The following is a 19,636-nucleotide window of genomic DNA, read 5'->3' as shown; positions in this document are numbered from 1 at the left end:
CGACATCCCTCAGCGGTATTCGGTCTCCAGCTCATCGAGCTGGTGGTCGAAGCTGCGCAGGCGCGCCGACCAGGTGTACACCAGCACTTCCAGGTCGCGGTTGAGCACCGCGCCTCCGCGCCCGCTGCTTTGCTGTGAATCGCACAGGTCCAGTTGGTAGCGCTCGCGGGCCATGGCGGTGGCGACAGTGGAGAGTTCACGGGCGTTGTCCAGCCAGTGGCGGCGCAGGTCGTGGGTTTCCTTGTCGAGCTCGCGGCACTGGCGTTTCAGGGCTTCGAGGCTTTGCTCCAGTGGCGTGCCTTCAAGCTCGCCCATGACTTCCTGGAAGGTCCGCCCCGGTTGCCAGTAGCTACCCCAGAAGTAGCGGTCGAACACGGTTTCGACCCGGCGCAAGGCAACCTTGGTGTTCCAGATCGCCACCAGCGTGCGCCCCTGGGCCAGCTGGCGCTTGCTGACCCGCAACTGCTGCCAGGCAATCCAGGCCAGGGCCGTCAGCGCCAGTGCCCCGATCACGCCACCGGCGGCGTAGAGAAACACCAGGGCCTGGTTCAGTTGATAGCTTTCTTTGACACCATAGAAATAACCGGCGGTCAGCAGGCCCAAGGCGGTCACGGCACACCAGAAACCGACGGCATAGGGATCTTTCATTGCGCTATCCCCCTGTTGTTTTTTCCTGAGCATAGCAACGCCAAACGCCGGTATCAGTGCCGCTCAGCGTTTATTTCGCAAGGCCTCATTGAGCTGGTCGAACATCACCGCCCAGTCGGCATCTTCCTCGATACTGTCCTTGAGAAAGGTCCTTTGTGCCTCCGTCCAGAAGGGTGCATCAACCAGTTTTATCTCGTTCTTGAGTGGCGAATGGCTGGTGATGAACTGGTCTATGCCGACAGGATCGTCGGGCAGTCCCAGCTGTTTGAACAATTCCGAAAACTTGTGATTGGGTGCTTCCATGGGTCACTCCTTAGGGCCAGACCGGTCGTCCACGACGCCAGCCTGGCAGTGGGTTGATCATCAGCAAACCTCACGCACTTCGGCGTTCGGCACCAGTTTCAGGTACTGCGTCATGTTCATGTGGATCAGGTGGTCGTGATCGCCGGCCTCGACATAGATATCCCCCTGGCGAGTCAGCGTCGGGTCCACCAGCATCTTGATCGAATACGCATCACCCAGCGCCGGGATGGCGCCACGCTCGCAATCACCGAACAGATGAGGCAGGTTGCTTTCAATCGTCATGTGCCACTGGCCGGTGGCCTGTACCTTGCTCATGTCCAGGTGACGGTTGGCGGGCAGTACAGCCATCAGGTAATTGCCATGACGGTCGTCGAGCATGACCGACTTGGCTACTCTTTCAGCGGGTACCCCGGCCATGCGCGCCGACTCAAGGCTGGTGGATGAGTGCGCGTGAGGAACGATGTCATAGTCGCAGCCGGCCTTGTCCAGGCATTGCTGCAGGGTTTTTGCCATACGCATGATGCACCTCCGGATATAGCTCCCCCACTTCTGAAGTTTAGGCCGTGCTGCTGCGAGCAGCGGACTAAACTTATTGGACACGCACAAACCGGGTGAACTCAGGTGATCGCTCGCTGGTGTCGGCATCTGCTCTTGCTGCTCTTGCTCGGCACGCTGCCTGGTGGTCAGGCAGCGCCCGGCCAATCGGTACTGGTGCTGAGTATTAACGACGCCATCGGTCCGGCCAGTGCCGATTATCTGATTCGTGGCCTGCACCAGGCCGAAACCGACCAGGCGCAACTGGTGGTGATCCGCCTCGACACCCCGGGCGGGCTGGACAGTTCGATGCGCGAGATCATCAAAGCGATCCTGGCCAGCCCTGTGCCGGTGGCCAGTTTCGTCGCCCCCAGTGGTGCCCGGGCGGCCAGCGCCGGCACCTATATCCTTTACGCCAGCCACGTCGCCGCCATGGCCCCGGGCACCAACCTCGGCGCCGCTACCCCGGTGCAGATCGGCGGCCTGCCCGGCACGCCGAAAGACCCTGGAGCACCACCGGCAGCGCCAACGGGCGACAAGCAACCGGCACCGAGCGAACAGGACACCTTGACCCGTAAACAGGTCAACGACGCCGCCGCCTATATCCGTAGCCTGGCGCAGATGCGCGGGCGCAATGCCGACTGGGCCGAGCAGGCCGTGCGTGAAGCGGTCAGCCTGCCCGCCAGCGAAGCCCTGCGCCTGAAGGTGATCGACCAGATTGCCAACGATCTGCCCGACTTGTTACGCCAGCTCGACGGTAAGTCCCTCGAAGTCGCCGGGAAAACCGTGCAATTACAGACTGCCGCCGCGCCGCTGACCGAGCGCCAGCCAGACTGGCGCACGCGCTTGCTGGCGGTGATCACCAACCCCAGTGTCGCGCTGATCCTGATCATGATTGGCGTCTACGGCCTGATGTTCGAGTTCATGAGCCCAGGCTCCGGGGTCGGCGGCGTGATCGGCGGCATCTGTCTGTTGCTGGCCCTGTATGCCCTACAGCTGCTACCGGTGAGTTACGCCGGGGCGGCGCTGATTCTGCTCGGCGTGGCCTTCATGATTGCCGAGGCATTCATGCCCAGCTTTGGTGTGGTCGGTTTTGGCGGCATCGTCGCCTTTGTGGTGGGCGCGGTGATCCTGATGGACACCGATGTGCCCGGCTTCGGCATTCCGCTGCCGCTGATCCTGTTCCTGGCGCTGTTCTCGGCACTGCTGCTCGGTGGCGTGCTGGGCATGGCCATGAAAGCGCGCAAGCGCGCGCTGGTCAGTGGCGATGCCGGGCTGGTCGGCAGCCTGGCCACGGTGATGGCGGTCAATGACAGCGATCCGTACATCGGCTCGGTGCAGGTGCAGGGTGAACAGTGGCAGGCCTACAGCCAGACGCCGCTGCAGGTGGGGCAACACGTCCGGGTGATCTCACGCAAGGGCGTACTTCTGGACGTCAGCGCCGCAGCAGACGCTGTGGCGCAAGGAGACTGAAGATGTTTTTCGAACTAGGCATTGGTGCGTTGCTGGCATTTGCTGCCGTGCTGCTACTGTCGGCGTTTCGCATACTGCGTGAGTACGAACGGGGCGTGGTGTTCCAGCTAGGGCGTTTCTGGCGGGTCAAGGGGCCGGGGTTGGTGCTACTGATTCCCGGAGTCCAGCAAATGGTCCGGGTCGACCTGCGCACCGTGGTCCTCGATGTGCCGCCGCAGGATGTGATCACCCGTGACAACGTCTCGGTCAAGGTCAATGCCGTGCTGTACTTTCGCGTGCTCGACCCGCAGAAGGCGATCATCCAGGTCGAAGACTTTCTCATGGCCACCAGCCAGCTGGCGCAGACCACCTTGCGCGCGGTGCTCGGCAAGCATGAGCTGGATGAGTTGCTGGCTGAACGTGAGCGCCTGAACCTGGATATCCGCCAGGTACTGGACGCGCAAACCGATGCCTGGGGCATCAAGGTGGCCAACGTCGAGATCAAGCATGTCGATCTCAATGAATCGATGATCCGCGCCATTGCCCGCCAGGCCGAAGCCGAGCGCGAACGGCGGGCCAAGGTGATCCATGCCGAAGGGGAGCTGCAGGCCTCGGAAAAGCTGATGCAGGCGGCAGAAATGCTCGGGCGCCAGTCGGGGGCCATGCAGCTGAGGTATATGCAGACCCTGGGCACGATTGCCGGGGACAAGTCGTCGACGATCGTGTTTCCGTTGCCGATCGAGATGCTCAGGGGGTTTGTGGATAAGTGATATTGCCTTTGGGGGGACTCGGTGGGAGCGGGCTTGCCCCGCGATTGCGGTGTATCTGTCAGATCGCATCGCGGGGCAAGCCCGCTCCCACAGGCAGTGACCTACCAGCCACCACCCAAGGCGAGGAATAGCCCGATCTGCCCCATCGCCACCTGAGTATTGGCCATGGCCAGTTGCGCACGCATATCGGTATAGGTCCGCGTCGCCTGCAGATCAGCCAGGAACGACTCGCGCCCAGCCTGGTAGAAACGGTGGGTATGATCTGCCGCCTGCTGCGCCGAGCGCTCGGCATCCGCCAGGGCGTCACGCCGCTCCAGCAACGCGCTGTACTGCGCCAGGCTGGTCTGGGTTTCGCGGATGGCGTTGAGCACCACCCCGTCGAAATGCGCCAGCGCCGCCTGGGTCGAGGCCTCGGCCTCGCGGATGCGTGCACGCGAACCATTGGTTGGCACGGTCCAGGTCAACGCCGGGCCGAAGCCCCAGCGGTTGGTCGCCGGTTCGCCGAGGTTTTCCAGGATACCGATGGTGCCGACCTGGGCACCGATGCTGATGTCCGGATAGAGCTGACCGGTAGCCACGCCGATGGTCGCCGTGGCCGCCGCCAGGCTGCGCTCAGCCTGACGGATGTCCGGACGCCGCTTGAGCAGCGCGGCGCCATCGCCCACCGGCAACACCTGGGCGATGTGCGGCAACTCGGCGCAATCAGCGGTGCCGGCTGGCAACTGCGCAACCGGTTTGGCCAGCAGCATCGACAGGGTATACAAGCCCGCCTCGCGTGCAGCCTGGTAGCGCGGCAGCTCGGCACGCAGCGACTTGAACTGGGTCTGTGAACGGGTCACCTGGGTTTCGTCGCCACGCCCGGCGTCGCGCAGACGCTGGACCAGATTCACGCTCTGCTCCTGCAGATCCAGCGACTCACGCGCGATGTGATACTCCTCGTTGGCCGCGCAGACCTGGGTGTAGGCGCGCACCACGTCGGCCACCAGGGTAATGCGTGCGGTATCGGCAGCGGCCTGGGTCGCGTCGGCATTGGCCTGGGCCGCTTCGACGCCACGCTTGAGGGTGCCCCAGAGGTCGAACTGGTAGGACGCGCTGATGATGGCTTCGCCGATGTTCGCCACCGGTACCTTCTCCGGCAGCAGGAAGGCTTCACCGGACTCCTGCAAGCGTTGCGCTCCCAGTTTCACCCCGCCGTTGAATCCGCCTTGGGCTTGAGCTTCTTCGACCTGAGCACGCGCGCGGGCGATATTGGCCGCCGCAATGCGCAATTCGGTGTTGGCCGCCAGGGCCTGGCTGACCAGCGTGTTCAGACGCTGATCGTGATACAGATGCCACCAGTTCTGCGGCACCGGCGCAGACACCACACTGCTGGCATCCTGACGCAACTCACCCTGCAGATCGGCGCGCTGCATCGCGGCCTCCTTGGGCAGTGAGTAATCCGGCCCAACCATCTGGCAGGCCGACAGCAGCAGACTCACACCAACCAGCGACAGGCGTTTCATTGGCCGTTACCGTCAATGATCGACACGGTCGCGGTACGCCCGGCGATCATGCGAAAGTCCGCCGGCACTTCATCGAAGGCGATCCGCACCGGAATCCGCTGGGCCAGACGCACCCAGCTGAAGGCCGGGTTGACGTTGGGCAGCAGGTTGGCACCGCTGGTGCGGTCACGGTCTTCGATACCCGCCGCAAAGCTTTGTACATGCCCGCGCAGGCGGGCGTTGTCGCCCATCACGCGGATATCCACAGCCTGGCCGATGTGGATACCACCGAGCTTGGTTTCTTCGAAATAGCCATCGACGTGGTAGGACGCGCTGTCGACCACCGCCAGCACCGGCTTGCCGGCGCTGACAAACTCGTGGGCACGCGGTGCGCGGTCGTTGAGGTAGCCATCCACCGGGCTGCGCACCACCGAGCGGTCGAGGTTGAGTTGAGCAGCGTCCACCGCGACCTGGGCTTCGGCCAGCGCCGATTGCGCGCGGGCCTCGCGGGACTGGCTCTCTTCCAGTTGCTCTTGCGCCACCAGGTTGCCCAGGCCACGGTTACGCCGTGCCTCACGCTGAGCCTGGGCCAGGGTTTCCTTGCGCTCGGCCAGGGTCGCCTGGGCGTGGCGCAGCGCCAGCTTGAAACGGTCCTGGTCGATAGTGAACAGCACGTCGCCACGCTTGATCACCTGGTTGTCACGGACTTCGACCTGCTGGATCAACCCGGACACGTCCGGGGCGATCTGGATCACGTCGGCACGGATATGCCCGTCCCGCGTCCAGGGGGCGAACATGTAATACATGACCATCTGCCAGACCAGTACGGTCGCCAGCGTCACTACCAGCAGGGTCAGGACCACGCGGCCCAGGGTCAATAAGGGTTTTTTCATGGCAGCATCAGGTTTCGGCAAAAGTGGTCGACCGTGCCGAGCAGCACGGCGTAAAGCGCAACGTTGAACAACGCCCGGTGCCAGACCAGACGGTAGAAATGCACACGGGTAAGCACGGCGTGCACCCCGAGAAACAACAGGTAGGTGAGGACCATCATCACCAGCAGCGTGGGCAGGAACACCCCGCTGATATCCAGTTCACCGATCACAGGGGCGCTCCATCGATGCCGTAAGGCAGTTGCGGCTGGTCGTCAGAGGGTTCCAGCACCACCTCGACACCTGGCAGCAGCGCCAGGCGCAAACCGCTCAAGGCATGCAGCAGGTGCACGCGGGCGTCGGCGCTATCCGCCAGGTCATTGAGGTTCAGGGCACGGCGCGCGCGCTCCATGCTCTGCAGCAGTACTTCGGGGGCATGCAGGCGACGACGGGCGTCGAGGCAGGCCTGAAAGTGCTCACCGACCTCCTCCACCACCCGCTCCAGGCGCTGGCGTGGCAGCGCGCCGACCCGTGGCATATAGGCCAGCAAGTCGAGCAGGTTCAGGCCCACGCGCAGATCGCGCAAGGCGCTGCCGGTGTCCTGGCCGGTCTGGTTCAGGCGCGGCAGGTGCTGCATCAGGCGGTCGAGCATCTGCACGCCGAGGCGCCGGTGTTCGGCCAGGGTCGCAGGCCGGGTCATGCCGACGATGTCATGCCAGCTGAAACGCGTCAGGCGCTTGGCCGCCAGCTCGACGCCGAACGGACGCATCACCAGGGTCCAGATGAAGGCGAACAACAGCCCCACCGGCCCGGCCAGGTTGGAGTTGATGAAGGTCAGGAAGTTAGCGTCGTAGGCGCCCTGGATACTGATGAACGAGGCGGTGTTGACGATGGTCAGCAAGGTGCCCAGGTAGAACTGTGGCTGTACCGTCAGGGTGCCGACACAGATGAAGGGCACGGCAAAGGCCAGCACCAGCATCGGGAAGTCGTGCAGGTTGGGCAGCACCAGAAACAGATAGAGGCTGGCGAACACCACCGACACCGCTGTCCAGAAAAAGAAGCGGTAAATCTGCGGCGCCGGATCGTCCATCGCGGCAAAGAAGCTGCAGGCCACAGCGGCCAGAATCACCGCGCTACCGCCGTCGTTCCAGCCCGAGAGGATCCACAGGGTGGTGGCGGCGATGATGGCGGTCACGGTGGAGAATACCGAGTAGAGCATCAGGCCACGGTCGAAGAACGGCGTCAACCGGCCCAGGCGCCAATGCCGGTACACCGCGCGCCAGGGCGACAGGTCTTCATTGCGGATGGCGTGTTGCAGGCTGCAGCAGTCCTGCCACAGATCGACCCACTCGGCCAGGCGGTAGAGCGCGTTGGACAACAGCAACGCGGCGCGCTCGTCGAGGGCGGCGGCGCTGGGCTGCATCGCTTCGAGTTGTGCCCGCAGGGTTGACCAGCGGCGCGGCGCGGCGTCGCTGGCGGTACTCTTCAACCATTCACGGGCCTGCTCCAGCAACGGTTGCAGCTGGCTGGCCTGGACCGGCGCACGCGCTTCGAGCGCCACCAGGGCGTCGTCCAGTGCATCGACCACCGGCAACAGGTGGATCATGCGGCCACGCAGTTCGCGGGCATTTTTCACCGTCTGCGGACGCGCGCCTTCATGGGACAGCTGGCCAATCATCAGCTCCAGCGAGTTGAAGGTGGCAACCATCGCCGCTCGCGAAGTGCCGACGCTCTCGGCCGAGACGCTGCGGGCGAGGAAGGTGTCGCTGTAGCGGATCGCTTCGTTGAACCAGTTGCCGGTGGCCCCCACCAGCACCGGCGTCAGGCGCCGCGGCCAGAAGATCGCCCCGACCACCGCGGCACAGACGATACCCAGGCAGATTTCCTGGGCCCGCGACGAGGCGATGTCGAACACCCTCAGCGGATCGTCGACCACCGGCAAGGCAATCATCGGCAAGGTGTAGCCCGCCAGCATCAGGGCATAGCTGTTGGCAGTGCGCAGGTGCAGCGAGAGAAACAGCAAGGTGCCGGTCCACAGGGCAATGGCCACGGTCAGCAGCACCGGCGTCTGCACCAGCAGCGGCACCATGAACACCGCGCCAGCGGCGCCCAGCAAGGTACCCATGGCGCGGTACAGCGCCTTGGAGCTGGTGGGGCCGACAAACGGGCTGGAGACGATGTACACCGTGGCCATGGCCCAGTAAGGCCGTGGCAGTTGCATGAGCAAGGCGATGTACAGGGCGATCATCGATGCCGCGAAGGTGCGCACGCCGTAAAACCAGTCGCGCGCGGGCGGCAGGGAGCTGAAAAAGTCCTTCACGAAGACACTCCCGGGGTGCGCTGCGCGGCCTGTTCGAAGGCACGCAGTACACGCAGGGTGGCCAGCAGGTCGGCTTCATCGATGCCCTGCAGCACCTCCCGGCGCAAACGCACCAGCTCGCCCTCGATGGTTTCCGCCAGTACCCGGCCACTGTGGGTCAGACTCAAGGCTTTGGCCCGGCGGTCCACCGGGTCTTCGCTGCGGCAGACAAACCCGGCGTTGCACAACTGGTCGAGCAGGCGCACCAGCGACGGGCTTTCCAGCCCGGCCGCCTGGGCCACCGCCACCTGGTGCACGCCGTCGCCCAGGCGCACGATCATCAGCAACGGCATGGCACAGGCTTCGGAAATACCATAGCCGGCCAAGGTCGCCTGGCAGATCCGCCGCCAGTGCCGACCGGCCACCACCATACCGCTGCTGATGTTCAGGTGCAGTGCATCGAGAGTCATGAAGGGAGGGTCATCGCTATATTCATAGTTTGCTAACTATCAATATTCTTCGATCATCGCCCCCGCCGTCAAGCATGGCTGACGAGCGCCATGCTCAGGGTTGCAGTTGATCTTCGAGCTTCATGGTCAGGGCCAGCGAACTGCCCATGGCGATGGCCTGGTCACGCCAGAACAGGTAGCGCAACGCGTTCTGCGACACACTGAAGTGCACCGCCAGCTCTTCAGCGGCTTGCATCACCCCGGCCACGGCCGCCAGTTCCAGCCAGTACACGCCGGCCTTCTGGTCGGCTGCCACGGTCTGCCCGTGCAGCAGCCGGTAGCCGACTTCAAAACGACAGCGCGCCTCGCCGCGCTGGGCGCCGCGCAAGAACCAGTGGTAGGCCATGTGCAGGTCGACCTTCCACTCCTGCACTTCGTTGTCGCAGATTTCTTCTTCGTAGAGATCGCCCAAGGCCGCGGCCGCCTGTTCCAGACCGCGCTCGAAGGCTTGCTGGTAATACTCGGCCGCACTGGCATAGGCGACCTCCACACCCTTGCCGAAATAATACTGCTGGCCCAGGTTGAACCAGGCCGGCGCGCTGCCCTGCAACGCCGCCATGCGTAGCAGGTGCCCGGCCAGCGTCGGGTCGGCGCGCCAGTACTTGCCGTTGAGCCAGATCCAGCCCAGGTCGTTGAGTGCCGCGACACTACCATCCAGGGCCTGGGCCCGCAGATCGCTGTACAGCGCCTGCAGGTCGCTGGCCTCCTCGAGACGGCTGATCAGGATGAAGCTTTCACCCAAAGCTGCCCGCTGGCTGGGTATACCCACACCGGCGTACAACCGCTCCAGTTGGCTGGAACGGCCAGACACCGCAATGATGCGCTCGGGAAGCAGACGCTCGAGCAGTGGGAAAATATTGCTGGCAGCTGACATGTTCATCCTCATTGAACAACCCGCCGAAACGAAGGCAGGAGTAATGAGGCGTGATTCTGCGCAAAGCCACGACAAAACCTGTCGCGAACGATTCGGTTGAGGCAAATCAACTACTTCATCCTTGATTCGATAGATAAATGGCCAATTGCCATATCTTTCCACTAGGAACATGCTACAACCGCAAGCCTAGACAAGGACGCCACACTTTGCCCTCCGCCACGACCCGCGCCACGCTCAGCCGTCAATGGGAGTTATTGCGCCAACTGCCCAGCCGTTCACCCGGTACCACTAGCGCCGAGCTGGTAGCTCGCCTGAAAGACGCCGGCTTTACCATCAGCAAACGCACTATTGAACGCGACTTGAACGAGCTGTCGCTGATTTTTCCGTTGGAGCGCAACGACAAGAGCATTCCCTATGGCTGGCACTGGGCGGCCAATGCCGGTTTTCACCAGTTGCGCGTGCTCAACAACGCCAGCGAAGGCCTGCGCGACTTTGACCTGCAGGCCTATCTGCGCAGCGATGCCCTGCAGTTTGGTGATACCGACAAGATCGAGTTGCAGGTCTGGGTCAGCGACAACCTGGCGCGCCTGGTACGTGAAACCCCGCTGTCGGCGGACATGCACGTCACCCAGCTGGAGCACGGCCACTGCCTGCGTGCGACGGTGAGCAACGGCTGGCAACTGCGCTGGTGGTTACTCAGCCAGGGCGACAGCCTGATCGTCGAACAGCCCCTGGCCCTGCGCCAGCAGATCGCCGAAACCCTGAGCAACGCCGCAGCGCAGTACCAGAGCGCCTGAGCCGGTCAGCGCTGCATACCCCAGCGGCGCACGGTAATGCGCTCCAAGTTGTTGAACACCAGGCTTTCCACCAGTAGGCCGATCAGGATCACCACGGCCAGCCCGGCGAAGACTTTGTCGGTGTACAGCTCATTGCGATTCTGGAAGATGTACCAGCCCAGCCCGCCTTTGCCACTGGTGGCACCGAACACCAGTTCCGCGGCAATCAGGGTGCGCCAGGCGAAGGCCCAGCCGATCTTGAGACCCGAGAGAATCGACGGCAGCGCCGCCGGGATCAGGATGTGCAGCACCAGGCGCAAGCCGCGCAGACCATAGTTGCGCCCGGCCATGCGCAGGGTTTCCGACACGCCGAGAAACCCGGCATAGGTGTTCAGGGCCAGGGCCCAGAGCACCGAATGCACCAGGACGAAAATCAGGCTGTTGTCGCCCAGGCCGAACCAGAGCAAGGCCAGCGGCAGCAGGGCAATGGCCGGCAACGGGTTGAACATCGAGGTCAAGGTGCTGAGCAGGTCACGGCCGAACTGGGTCGAGACCGCCAGGGTGGTCAGGCCGAACGCGAGGACAATACCCAGCAGATATCCCTTGAGCAGCACCACCAGGGAAACGCCGACCTTGGCCGGCAATTCGCCCGTGATCAGGCCGTCGTACAGGGCCGCCGCAGTCTGCAGGAAGCTGGGTAGCAGCAGGTCGTTAGCCTGGTAGCGAGCGATAGCTTCCCAGGCCACCGCCAGCAGCACCAGGATCAGCCCCTTGCGCAGCCAGGCCTGTTGCCACAAGCGCTGGCCCAGAGGTAGCTCACGCTCGATCGGCACGCTGAGCAGCGGCTCGAGAACGACTTCGTATTCCTGACGCGGTGTAACAGATGTGGTCATGGCAATTCTCCCGGTCAGTAGGCAATACGGATGTCGGCAAAATCCAGTGCCGGGTCGTGCTCGGCATGCGCGTCATCGTTGAACAGCAAGCGATGGATGCGTCGCGCCGAGGCCTGGAAATCACTGGCGCCGAGGCTCTGCAGGTCGTATTGGTGACTGTGGATTTCGGCGCGTACCCGCCCGGGATGAGGCGACAGCAAAAGGATGCGATTGCCCACCACCAGTGCTTCTTCAATCGAGTGGGTGACGAAAAGCAAGGTGAAACGCACCTCTTCCCAAAGCAGCAGCAACTCTTCCTGCATCTTGCGCCGGGTCAGGGCGTCGAGGGCGGCGAAAGGTTCGTCCATCAACAGGATTTTCGGCTGCATGGCCAATGCGCGGGCAATCGCCACCCGGGCTTTCATGCCGCCTGACAGGGTATGCGGGTAGGCATCGGCAAAACCGCCCAGGCCGACTTTATCCAGGTAATGCAAGGCACGCGCTTCGGCCTCCTTGCGCTTGAGCGTGGCGGACGCCAGCAACGGGAACATCACGTTCTGTTTAACGGTTTTCCACGGTGGCAGTTGGTCGAACTCCTGGAACACCACGATGCGGTCCGGGCCCGGGCCATGCACCGTCTGGCCCTGCAGGCGGATCTGCCCCTCCTGCGGCTCGATAAAACCGGCGACCGCCTTGAGCAACGTCGACTTGCCGCAACCGGAGGGGCCGAGCAGGACAAAGCGATCAGCCTTGTCCACTTCGAAACTGACCTGGTGCGTGGCCCGCACCACGCGTTGCGCGGTGCGGTACTCCAGGCTGACGTTATCCACCTGCAGCAGCGGCGGCGTGGCGACGCTGCTCAACTTGCTGACCGTGTGGCCTTGCAATGGGGTGTTCATGCGCTTCAGCTCCCTTGCAGCGGTTTCTCGTCCTGGAAGAAGTAGTCTTTCCAGGAGTCGGGTTTGTGCTTGATCGCGCCCACGCGGTAGAGGAACTCGGCCAGCGGGTAGGTGTTTTTCGGCGTGACGCTGAACTCGTACTGCGGGTTGTCGATGATCTTGAGCAGCGCTTCGCGGTCGATCTTGGCCTTGGTCACGCGGATGTAGGTATCGGCCGCGGCCGCCTTGTCGTTCTGGGCGAAGTCCGCGGCCTCGGCCAGGGCGTCGACAAAGGCCTTGTAGGTTTTCGGGTTGTCCTTGCGGAATTTCTCGGTGGCGAACAACACGGTTGGTGAGTTCGGTCCGAGCAGGTCGTAGGTGTTGAGCACGACGTGCACGTCCTTGTTGGCCAGCACCTGGTCCTGGAACGGCGGGTTGGAGAAGTGCGCGTTGAGCTCGGTACCACCGGCCAGCAAGGCGGCGGTAGCGTCAGGGTGCGGAACGGCCAGGGTGTACTTGTCGAGGCGGTTGTACTCCTTGTCCCCCCACTGTTTGGCCGCAGCGTACTGGAGGAAACGCGACTGTACCGAGACCCCGACAGCCGGCAGCGCAATGCGGTCCTTCTCGCTGAAGTCGGCGATGGTCTTTACATTGGGATTGTTGCTGACCAGGTAGTAGGGGAAGTTACCCAGCGACGCCACGGCCTTGACGTTCTGCCGCCCCTGCGTGCGGTCCCAGATGGTCAGCAGCGGGCCAACCCCGGCGCCAGCGATATCGATCGAGCCGGACAGCAAGGCATCGTTGATCGCGGCGCCGCCGGACAGTTGCGTCCAGTCGACCTTGATGTCGATGCCCTGCTCCTTGCCGTGTTTCTCGATCAGGTTCTGATCGCGCACCACGTTGAGCAGCAGATAAACGATGCCGAACTGTTCGGCGATACGGATTTCACCTTCGGCCTGGGCGGTTGCCGGGGCTGCCAGGCTGCCGGCGAGCAGGCTGACACCCAGACCGATACTGGCCGCCAGGCGGCTGATTGACTTGCGCATGCTGTACTCCTCGATACGTGTCAGAACGGGGCATCGCCCTGGATGGTGGTGCGGTACAGCTTGCGGCGCAGGTGCGCGGGGCAGCCGGCGGCCAGGTGGATCAGCGAGCGGTTATCCCAGAACACCAGGTCACGTGGCTGCCACTGGTGACGGTAGATGTTCTGTTCCAGCACGCTGTGGGCATAGAGTTCGGCGAGGATCTGCCGGCTTTCGTCTTCGGGCAGGCCAACGATGCGGGTGGTAAAGCCTTCACTGACGAACAGGGCCTTGCGGCCGTTCTCCGGGTGCGTCCGCACCACCGGGTGAATCACTTCCTGCACCTGGGCCAGTTGCTCGGCCGTCAGCGTCGGGCGCCAGTTGCCTTCGAATTTTGTTTCGCTGTAGCGCGCGGTGTAGGAGTGCGCCGCGCTACGGTCTTGCACGGCAGTGCGCAGGGCTTCAGGCAAGCCGTCCCAGGCCTTGTGCATGTCGGCGAACAGGGTGTCGCCGCCTTCGCTCGGCAGCTCCTGAGCATGCAGCATCGAGCCCAGGCTCGGCAGTTCCTTGTACGACAGGTCCGAGTGCCAGAACTTGCCGGCATCGCCCAGACCGATGTTCTGGCCGTTCTCGACAATGTTGGAGACGATGAGGATTTCCGGGTGACCGGCCAGCAGGAACTGTTTGAGCACATGGATCTGCAGCACACCGAAGCGGCGGCTGAAGGCAATCTGTTGTTCGGGGCTGATGTGCTGGTCGCGAAACACCAGCACATGATGGTCGAGATGCGCGCGGTGAATCCGGGCGAAGTCTTCGGCGGTGACTGCACGGGACAGGTCCAGGCCGATGATTTCGGCACCGACGGCACCGGAGAAAGGACGAATTTCGAAGCGTTGTTGTTGTGCGCTGTCGACAGGTGACAAGACGCTGGAGGCCGCTGACATGATTCACTCCCACGCAGAGCGCGCCCAAAGGTGCGCGCATCGATCAGAAACTCACGGGGTTCCGTGTTGGTTCGGTCGTGCGGCGCGCCGATTGGTCGGCAGGTACGCAGGGAAGTGACTATAAAGTCATAAGAGAGATAATTTAAATATCTTTATTGAATAAGCATATGGTGGTCTTCAGGACCTCATCGCGAGGCAAGCCCGCTCCCACAGAGGCATGTGCTCACTGTGGGAGCGGGCTTGCCCCGCGATGCTGTTAACGCTCGCGCAGCGCCTCAGCCCGGGCACGAATGATCGGCTTGAGCAGGTAGCTCAGCACGCTCTTCTTGCCAGTGATGATATCCACCGAGGCGACCATGCCCGGAATGATCAACAACGGGTTTTCATCCGTGCCCAGGTGGCTGCGATCGGTACGCAGCTTGATCACGTAGAAGGTGTTGTTGTCTTCATCGGTAATGGTGTCGGCGCCGATCTGCTCCAGCTTGGCTTTCAGGCCGCCATAGATGGTGAAGTCATAGGCAGTGAACTTGACCATGGCTTCCTGGCCGGGATGCAGGAAAGCGATGTCTTGCGGGCGGATACGCGCTTCAACCAGCAGGGTGTCATCCAGCGGTACGATTTCGACCAGGTCGCTGCCCGGCTGGATCACACCGCCGACGGTGTTGACCAGCAGTTGCTTGACGATACCGCGCACCGGTGAGGTAACCAGGGTCCGGTTGACCCGGTCATCCAGGGCCTTGCCAGTGGCTTGCGCCTTGCTCAGGTCAGTGCGCGCCTCGTTGAGCTGAGTGAGGGCATCGCTGCGAAACTTGCCACGGGTCTCATCGATCTTGCGCTCGACTTCCTTGATCGCCGACTCGGCCCGCGGGATGGCCAGCGAGGTGGCATCGAGCTGACCGCGGTTTTCCACTTCGGCACGCTTGAGCCGCAGCACTTCAACCTGCGAGATTGCGCCCTGGGCCACCAGCGGCTCGGACATGCTGATTTCCTGACGCAGCAACTGCAGGCTGTTGCGGTACTGGGCTTGCTTGGAGCTGAACTCGCGCAGTTCCTGCTGGCGCTGCACCAGTTGCTCCTGCAAGCCACCAATTTCGCTCTGCAATTGCTGACGACGGCTCTGGTACAAGGAATCTTCGTTGGCCGCCTGGCTTGGCGCTGCCTTGCGGATCTCTTCGTCAATCTTCAGCGGACGGTCTTCGACCTCGGCACTCAGACGCTCTACACGCAAGGCCATGGCCAGGCGATCCGCCTCGGTCTCGCCGACGTTGGAGACGAAACGGGTATCGTCCAGACGCAGCAAAGGGTCGCCCGCTTCGACGATCTGGCCTTCTTTGGCAAAGATCTGCGCAACGATGCCGCCTTCCAGGTTCTGGATTTTCTGCAGCTTGGACGACGGAATCGCCTTGCCCTCGCCCCGGGTGACTTCGTCGATGATCGCGAAGTTGGCCCATATTCCAAGGAACAGGAAGAACGCGATGACGCCCCAGATGGTCATGCGCACGATGCGCGGCGCATCCTCGATGAGGGCCTTGTTGACCTCGGGCAGCGGCTGGCCGCTGAGCGACTCGGAGCCTTTGAAGTACTTGCGCAGGCTGTCCTTGACCTGACCCATATCGATCTTATGCAACACTGATCTGCCCCTTCTTCAGCGCATCCATGACGGCGGCTTTCGGGCCATCCGCAACAATCTGTCCGCGGTCGACGACGATCAAGCGATCGACCAGAGACAACAACGATGCCCGGTGGGTGACCAGGACCACGGTCTTGCTTTCAATGACGGCTTGCAGGCGCTGCTTGAGGCGCTCTTCGCCGGTGTTGTCCATGGAGCTGGTAGGCTCGTCGAGCAGCAGGATCTGTGGGTTGAGCAACAGCGCCCGGCCCAGGGCAACGTTCTGGCGCTGACCGCCCGAGAGGTTCTGGCCACGCTCGCCGACCTGCAGTTCATAGCCCTGCGGATGCAAGCGGGCGAATTCATGGACACCTGACAGTTCTGCGGCCTGCAGGACCATTTCGTCCTCGACGTAACGCGCACCACTGACCAGGTTGTCACGCAGGGTGCCGGCCATCAGCTGGATATCCTGGGGCACATAGCCGATGTTGTGGCGCAGTTCACTGACGTCGATCTGACGGATGTCCACGCCATCGACCAGCAGCGAGCCGCTGTCGGCTTCGTACAGGCCAACGATCAGCTTGGCCAGCGAGCTTTTACCCGAGCCGCTTCGGCCGATGATGCCGATTTTCTCACCCGGCCGGATGCTCAGGCTGACGCCTTTGAGCGCCAGGTTCTGCTGGTTCGGGTAGGTGAAATCAATGTTGCGGAACTCGATTGCACCCTGCAGCACCTGGCGGCTCAGCGGGCGCTCTTCGAAGTTGCGCTCTTGCGGCAGTTCCATCATCTGGTCGGTCGAAACCATGGTGACCTTGGCCTGCTGGTAGCGGGTCAGCAAACCGGACAGCTGCGCCAGCGGGCCGAGGGCACGGCCACTGAGCATGTAGCAGGCAATCAGGCCACCCATGCTGAGGTTGCCGGCAATGATCTGGTAAACACCGGCACAGATCAGCGCCACACCGGCCAGTTGCTGGATCAGCAGGGTGATGTTCATCGCCAGGCCCGACAGCACCTTGACCCGCAGCTCCAGGCGGCTGAGGGTACCGATGGTCTGCTCCCACATGTACTGGCGTTCGCTTTCGGCGTTGTTGACCTTGACCGCGTCGAGACCGGCCAGGGTTTCGATCAGGCTCGACTGGCGCTCGGACGCCAGGGACATGGTCCGCTCCAGCGTCGCCACCAGGGGCTTCTGCAGGGCGTAGCCAATGCCCAGGGCGAGCGGGAAGGCAATGATCGGAATCCACACCAGATGGCCGCCGATGATGGCGATCACCAGCAGGATCAGCAGGGTAAACGGCAGGTCGATCAGGCTGGTCAGGGTCAGCGAGGCGAGGAAATCGCGCAGCCCCTGGAATTCGTGAATGTTCTGGGCAAAGCTGCCGACCCGCGCCGGGCGGTATTTCATCGCCATGCCGACGATACGCTCGAACAGCGTGGCGGAGATGATCAGGTCGGTCTTTTTCCCGGCAAGATCAAGGCACAGGCTGCGCAGGCCCTTGAGGATCAGGTCGAAGATATAGGCGCCGCAGATACCGACAGCCAGCACCCACAGGGTCGCGGTCGCCTGGTTGGGCACCACGCGGTCGTAGACGTTCATGACGAACAGCGGCGCGGCCAGGGCGATCAGGTTGATCACCAGGCTGGCGGCGATGGCATCGATGTACAGCCAGCGGCTGCGCTTGAGCGTGTCGCGGAACCACGAGCGTGCGCGGGGAATCAGGTTGCCGTGGTTGACGTCGAACTTGTGCTGCGGCTGGGCGAAGAACACCCGCCCGCTGTAGTCACTCTGCAACGCCTCGCGACTGACATGCACCTCGCCGCCGTCGCTCTCGCTGAGCAACAGCCGCGCGGTGTCGTCATTCTCCCAACCGAGCAGCACCGTGCTGCGACCGTCCTTGAGCAGCAGCATCGCCGGCATGGCGATGCCCGGGATCTGCTCCAGCTTGCGTTGCAACAAACGCCCCTGCAGACCGGCACGGGCCGCCGCACGCGGCAGCAGCTCCGGGCTCAGGCGCTGGGCCGGCAACGGCAGACCGGTGGTCAGCATTGCCCGGCTGGCGGGCTTCTGGTGCAACACGCAGAGGGACAGCAGGCTGTCCAGCAACGGATCATCGTGCTGACTGCGTGGATCATGGCTGAGTTGGACTCGACTGACTTCTGATTCCACGCGGTTTCTCTTGATGATTGCGGTTGGAGATTAAGGTGAACCTCAGTTCATGCCCGGCAGGCTGACCTTCGGTTTCATATCGTTTTGCACAACGGAGGCCATCGGCGCAACTACGCCCTGGCTCTTGAGCAGTTGGCCAATGGTCGCCTTGATTCGATACTGAGTAAACACTTGGCTGTTCTTCACCTCGGCCAGGCGACGCTGAGCGGTGAAGAGCTCGTTCTCACTATCGAGCAAGTCGAGCAACGTCCGCTCGCCCAGGCTGAATTGCTTCTGGTAAGCGCTGCGCACGTTGTTGCTGTAGTCGACGTATTGCTGGGCAATAGGCAATTGCGCGTTGGCGTTATCCATAGCATTCCATGCCAGGCCTAGTTCTTCATTGAGCTGGCGCAAGGCATTGTTACGAATGTCCAGCGCCTGGTTGGTCTGGTACGACTTGGATTCCAGATCGGCCTTGTTGCTCCCACCGTTATACAGGTTGAAGCTCATACGCAGCATAGCCTGCCATTCGTTGTTGTGGCCGTTCATGCCATCGATATCGTTATCGGCCGTCCGTCCGAGTTCTGCATCGAAACGTGGATAGAACGTAGACTTTGCCGCCTCGTATTGTTTTTCCGCCGCCGCGATATCGGACTCCGCCGAACGCAGGATCGGGCTGCTTTCGACCATCTGTTGCCGGGCTTCGTCGAGGTTGGCTGGCAGCAGGTCGATAAACGGCGCAGGAGCGCTCAGCTCGTCCGGCATCTGGCCAACCACGCTCAGGTAGTTGGTCTTGGCGTCAGCCAGGTTGGTCTGCTCGGTAATCAGGTTGTTACGGGCCTGGGCCAGACGCGCTTCGGCCTGATCGAGGTCAGCCAGACGCCCCACGCCGCGGGCGGTACGCAGCTTGATCTGGTCGTAGATGCGTTCGTGGCTGCGCAGGTTGTCTTCAGCCAGGCGCACCATTTCGCGACGGGTGAGGACGTCCAGGTAAACCTGGGCGACAGTCAGCGCGGTGCGCTCGGAGGCACCAAGCAAGGAGTACGCGCGCGAGTTAACGGTGGCTTGTTGACGCCCTACTTCGCTGGAAGTGGCAAAACCGTCAAAAACCATTTGCCGCAGACGCAGGCTGGATTCACCACGGTTGAGGGTTTCCCAACGGTTGCCCGTGCTCGGACTGTCGGTCCCTTCGCGGCCATAACCTGCCAACACATCGACCTTCGGCAGATAGCCGCCCTTGGCAGCACGCAGTTGGTAGTCGGCCGCGATACGGCTGTTGACCCCGGCCTGGATTTCCGGATGCACCTCAAGGGCTTTTTGCATGGCTTCAGGCAGGCTTTGTGCTTGAGCGAAACTGGCAGCAAGAGCGAAAGGAAGAGCAGTGAACAATGACGCGCGCATGAGACGTTTTTCCTAGGGACCTCTTGTCCCAGATCACAGCAAAAGGACGTTGCTGCATTCGAAAATGGCAACCAGCTTGACGTTCTGTCGGAAACTTCCGAAGGGGTACTCGAGCGTACGTAGGAAGGGTGGCAGCCGCTTAAATATCAATGTGACATTACGGTGTTGATTGTTTAGGATGGCGGCAGGAAGGTCAATAGTTTGGCATAAAGTTAATAGCCAAAAAATATAGACAAATATTTGACGGAT

19 protein-coding genes are annotated in these 19,636 nt (G+C 62.4%); 3 read left to right on the top strand and 16 right to left on the bottom strand.

What is annotated here, in order from left to right; translation table 11 throughout:
- Positions 1-9 precede the first annotated feature (9 nt).
- The 3 genes from PSAKL28_RS00880 to PSAKL28_RS00870 all read right to left on the bottom strand — a co-directional run bounded on the left by PSAKL28_RS00880 (position 10) and on the right by PSAKL28_RS00870 (position 1,470).
- Positions 10-648 (bottom strand): hypothetical protein, encoded by a 639-nt coding sequence (locus PSAKL28_RS00880; protein ID WP_038605392.1) that lies wholly within the window; start codon positions 646-648, stop codon positions 10-12.
- Between the two features lie 63 nt (positions 649-711).
- On the bottom strand, positions 712-951 hold the full coding sequence (locus PSAKL28_RS00875) for a DUF2789 domain-containing protein (RefSeq protein ID WP_038605390.1): 240 nt from the start codon (positions 949-951) through the stop codon (positions 712-714).
- Positions 952-1,011: 60 nt separating this feature from the next.
- Positions 1,012-1,470, bottom strand: a complete 459-nt coding sequence (locus tag PSAKL28_RS00870) for an aminoacyl-tRNA deacylase (protein ID WP_038605387.1) — start codon at positions 1,468-1,470, stop codon at positions 1,012-1,014.
- A gap of 102 nt (positions 1,471-1,572) precedes the next feature.
- On the opposite strand from PSAKL28_RS00870, the gene PSAKL28_RS00865 reads away from it, so the two are divergent.
- The gene (locus tag PSAKL28_RS00865; protein ID WP_038605384.1) at positions 1,573-2,958 is read left to right on the top strand and encodes an NfeD family protein; all 1,386 of its coding nucleotides are present in this window, start codon (positions 1,573-1,575) and stop codon (positions 2,956-2,958) included.
- Between the two features lie 2 nt (positions 2,959-2,960).
- On the top strand, positions 2,961-3,707 hold the full coding sequence (locus PSAKL28_RS00860) for a slipin family protein (RefSeq protein WP_038605382.1): 747 nt from the start codon (positions 2,961-2,963) through the stop codon (positions 3,705-3,707).
- A gap of 101 nt (positions 3,708-3,808) precedes the next feature.
- Here the strand turns inward: PSAKL28_RS00860 and PSAKL28_RS00855 are convergent, their stop codons facing one another.
- The 6 genes from PSAKL28_RS00855 to PSAKL28_RS00830 all read right to left on the bottom strand — a co-directional run bounded on the left by PSAKL28_RS00855 (position 3,809) and on the right by PSAKL28_RS00830 (position 9,739).
- Positions 3,809-5,209 (bottom strand): efflux transporter outer membrane subunit, encoded by a 1,401-nt coding sequence (locus PSAKL28_RS00855; protein ID WP_038605380.1) that lies wholly within the window; start codon positions 5,207-5,209, stop codon positions 3,809-3,811.
- Entirely contained in the window at positions 5,206-6,081 is an 876-nt protein-coding gene (locus PSAKL28_RS00850; RefSeq protein WP_038605378.1) for an efflux RND transporter periplasmic adaptor subunit, read from the bottom strand. Before PSAKL28_RS00850 ends, PSAKL28_RS00855 begins: the two co-directional genes overlap by 4 nt.
- Positions 6,078-6,290 (bottom strand): DUF1656 domain-containing protein, encoded by a 213-nt coding sequence (locus PSAKL28_RS00845; protein ID WP_028943804.1) that lies wholly within the window; start codon positions 6,288-6,290, stop codon positions 6,078-6,080. The genes PSAKL28_RS00850 and PSAKL28_RS00845 overlap by 4 nt, the downstream gene beginning before the upstream one ends.
- A complete protein-coding gene (locus PSAKL28_RS00840; protein WP_038605375.1) occupies positions 6,287-8,377 on the bottom strand; it encodes an FUSC family protein in 2,091 nt (696 codons plus the stop codon). The genes PSAKL28_RS00845 and PSAKL28_RS00840 overlap by 4 nt, the downstream gene beginning before the upstream one ends.
- Positions 8,374-8,826 carry a MarR family winged helix-turn-helix transcriptional regulator gene (locus PSAKL28_RS00835; protein WP_038605374.1) on the bottom strand — a complete coding sequence of 151 codons (453 nt, stop codon included), beginning with the start codon at positions 8,824-8,826 and terminating at the stop codon, positions 8,374-8,376. The genes PSAKL28_RS00840 and PSAKL28_RS00835 overlap by 4 nt, the downstream gene beginning before the upstream one ends.
- Positions 8,827-8,920: 94 nt before the next feature.
- On the bottom strand, positions 8,921-9,739 hold the full coding sequence (locus PSAKL28_RS00830; protein ID WP_038605371.1) for a tetratricopeptide repeat protein: 819 nt from the start codon (positions 9,737-9,739) through the stop codon (positions 8,921-8,923).
- Between the two features lie 206 nt (positions 9,740-9,945).
- Between PSAKL28_RS00830 and PSAKL28_RS00825 the strand changes: the two genes are divergently transcribed.
- Positions 9,946-10,536 carry a WCX domain-containing protein gene (locus PSAKL28_RS00825; protein WP_038605369.1) on the top strand — a complete coding sequence of 197 codons (591 nt, stop codon included), beginning with the start codon at positions 9,946-9,948 and terminating at the stop codon, positions 10,534-10,536.
- A 5-nt stretch (positions 10,537-10,541) separates the two neighbouring features.
- On the opposite strand, the gene PSAKL28_RS00820 is transcribed toward PSAKL28_RS00825, so the two are convergent.
- The 7 genes from PSAKL28_RS00820 to PSAKL28_RS00790 form a co-directional block, all read right to left on the bottom strand.
- Entirely contained in the window at positions 10,542-11,408 is an 867-nt protein-coding gene (locus tag PSAKL28_RS00820) for an ABC transporter permease (protein WP_038605366.1), read from the bottom strand.
- A 14-nt stretch (positions 11,409-11,422) separates the two neighbouring features.
- Complete coding sequence (locus PSAKL28_RS00815; RefSeq protein ID WP_038605364.1) at positions 11,423-12,286, bottom strand: ABC transporter ATP-binding protein; 864 nt, start codon at positions 12,284-12,286, stop codon at positions 11,423-11,425.
- Between the two features lie 5 nt (positions 12,287-12,291).
- Complete coding sequence (locus PSAKL28_RS00810; protein ID WP_038605361.1) at positions 12,292-13,311, bottom strand: ABC transporter substrate-binding protein; 1,020 nt, start codon at positions 13,309-13,311, stop codon at positions 12,292-12,294.
- Positions 13,312-13,331: 20 nt separating this feature from the next.
- Positions 13,332-14,231, bottom strand: coding sequence for a TauD/TfdA dioxygenase family protein (locus tag PSAKL28_RS00805; RefSeq protein ID WP_038605358.1), 900 nt, complete (start codon positions 14,229-14,231; stop codon positions 13,332-13,334).
- Positions 14,232-14,487: 256 nt separating this feature from the next.
- Complete coding sequence (locus PSAKL28_RS00800) at positions 14,488-15,843, bottom strand: HlyD family type I secretion periplasmic adaptor subunit (RefSeq protein WP_174446952.1); 1,356 nt, start codon at positions 15,841-15,843, stop codon at positions 14,488-14,490.
- 7 nt (positions 15,844-15,850) lie between these two features.
- Positions 15,851-18,007 (bottom strand): type I secretion system permease/ATPase, encoded by a 2,157-nt coding sequence (locus PSAKL28_RS00795; protein WP_038605353.1) that lies wholly within the window; start codon positions 18,005-18,007, stop codon positions 15,851-15,853.
- A gap of 42 nt (positions 18,008-18,049) precedes the next feature.
- Positions 18,050-19,387: a TolC family outer membrane protein gene (locus PSAKL28_RS00790; protein ID WP_038605350.1), complete on the bottom strand. Its 1,338-nt coding sequence runs from the start codon at positions 19,385-19,387 to the stop codon at positions 18,050-18,052.
- Positions 19,388-19,636: the final 249 nt, after the last annotated feature.

Origin of the sequence: Pseudomonas alkylphenolica, assembly GCF_000746525.1 — a bacterium.
GTDB classification, from domain to species: Bacteria; Pseudomonadota; Gammaproteobacteria; order Pseudomonadales; family Pseudomonadaceae; genus Aquipseudomonas; species Aquipseudomonas alkylphenolica.
This window is presented reverse-complemented; position numbering and strand designations above follow the sequence as displayed.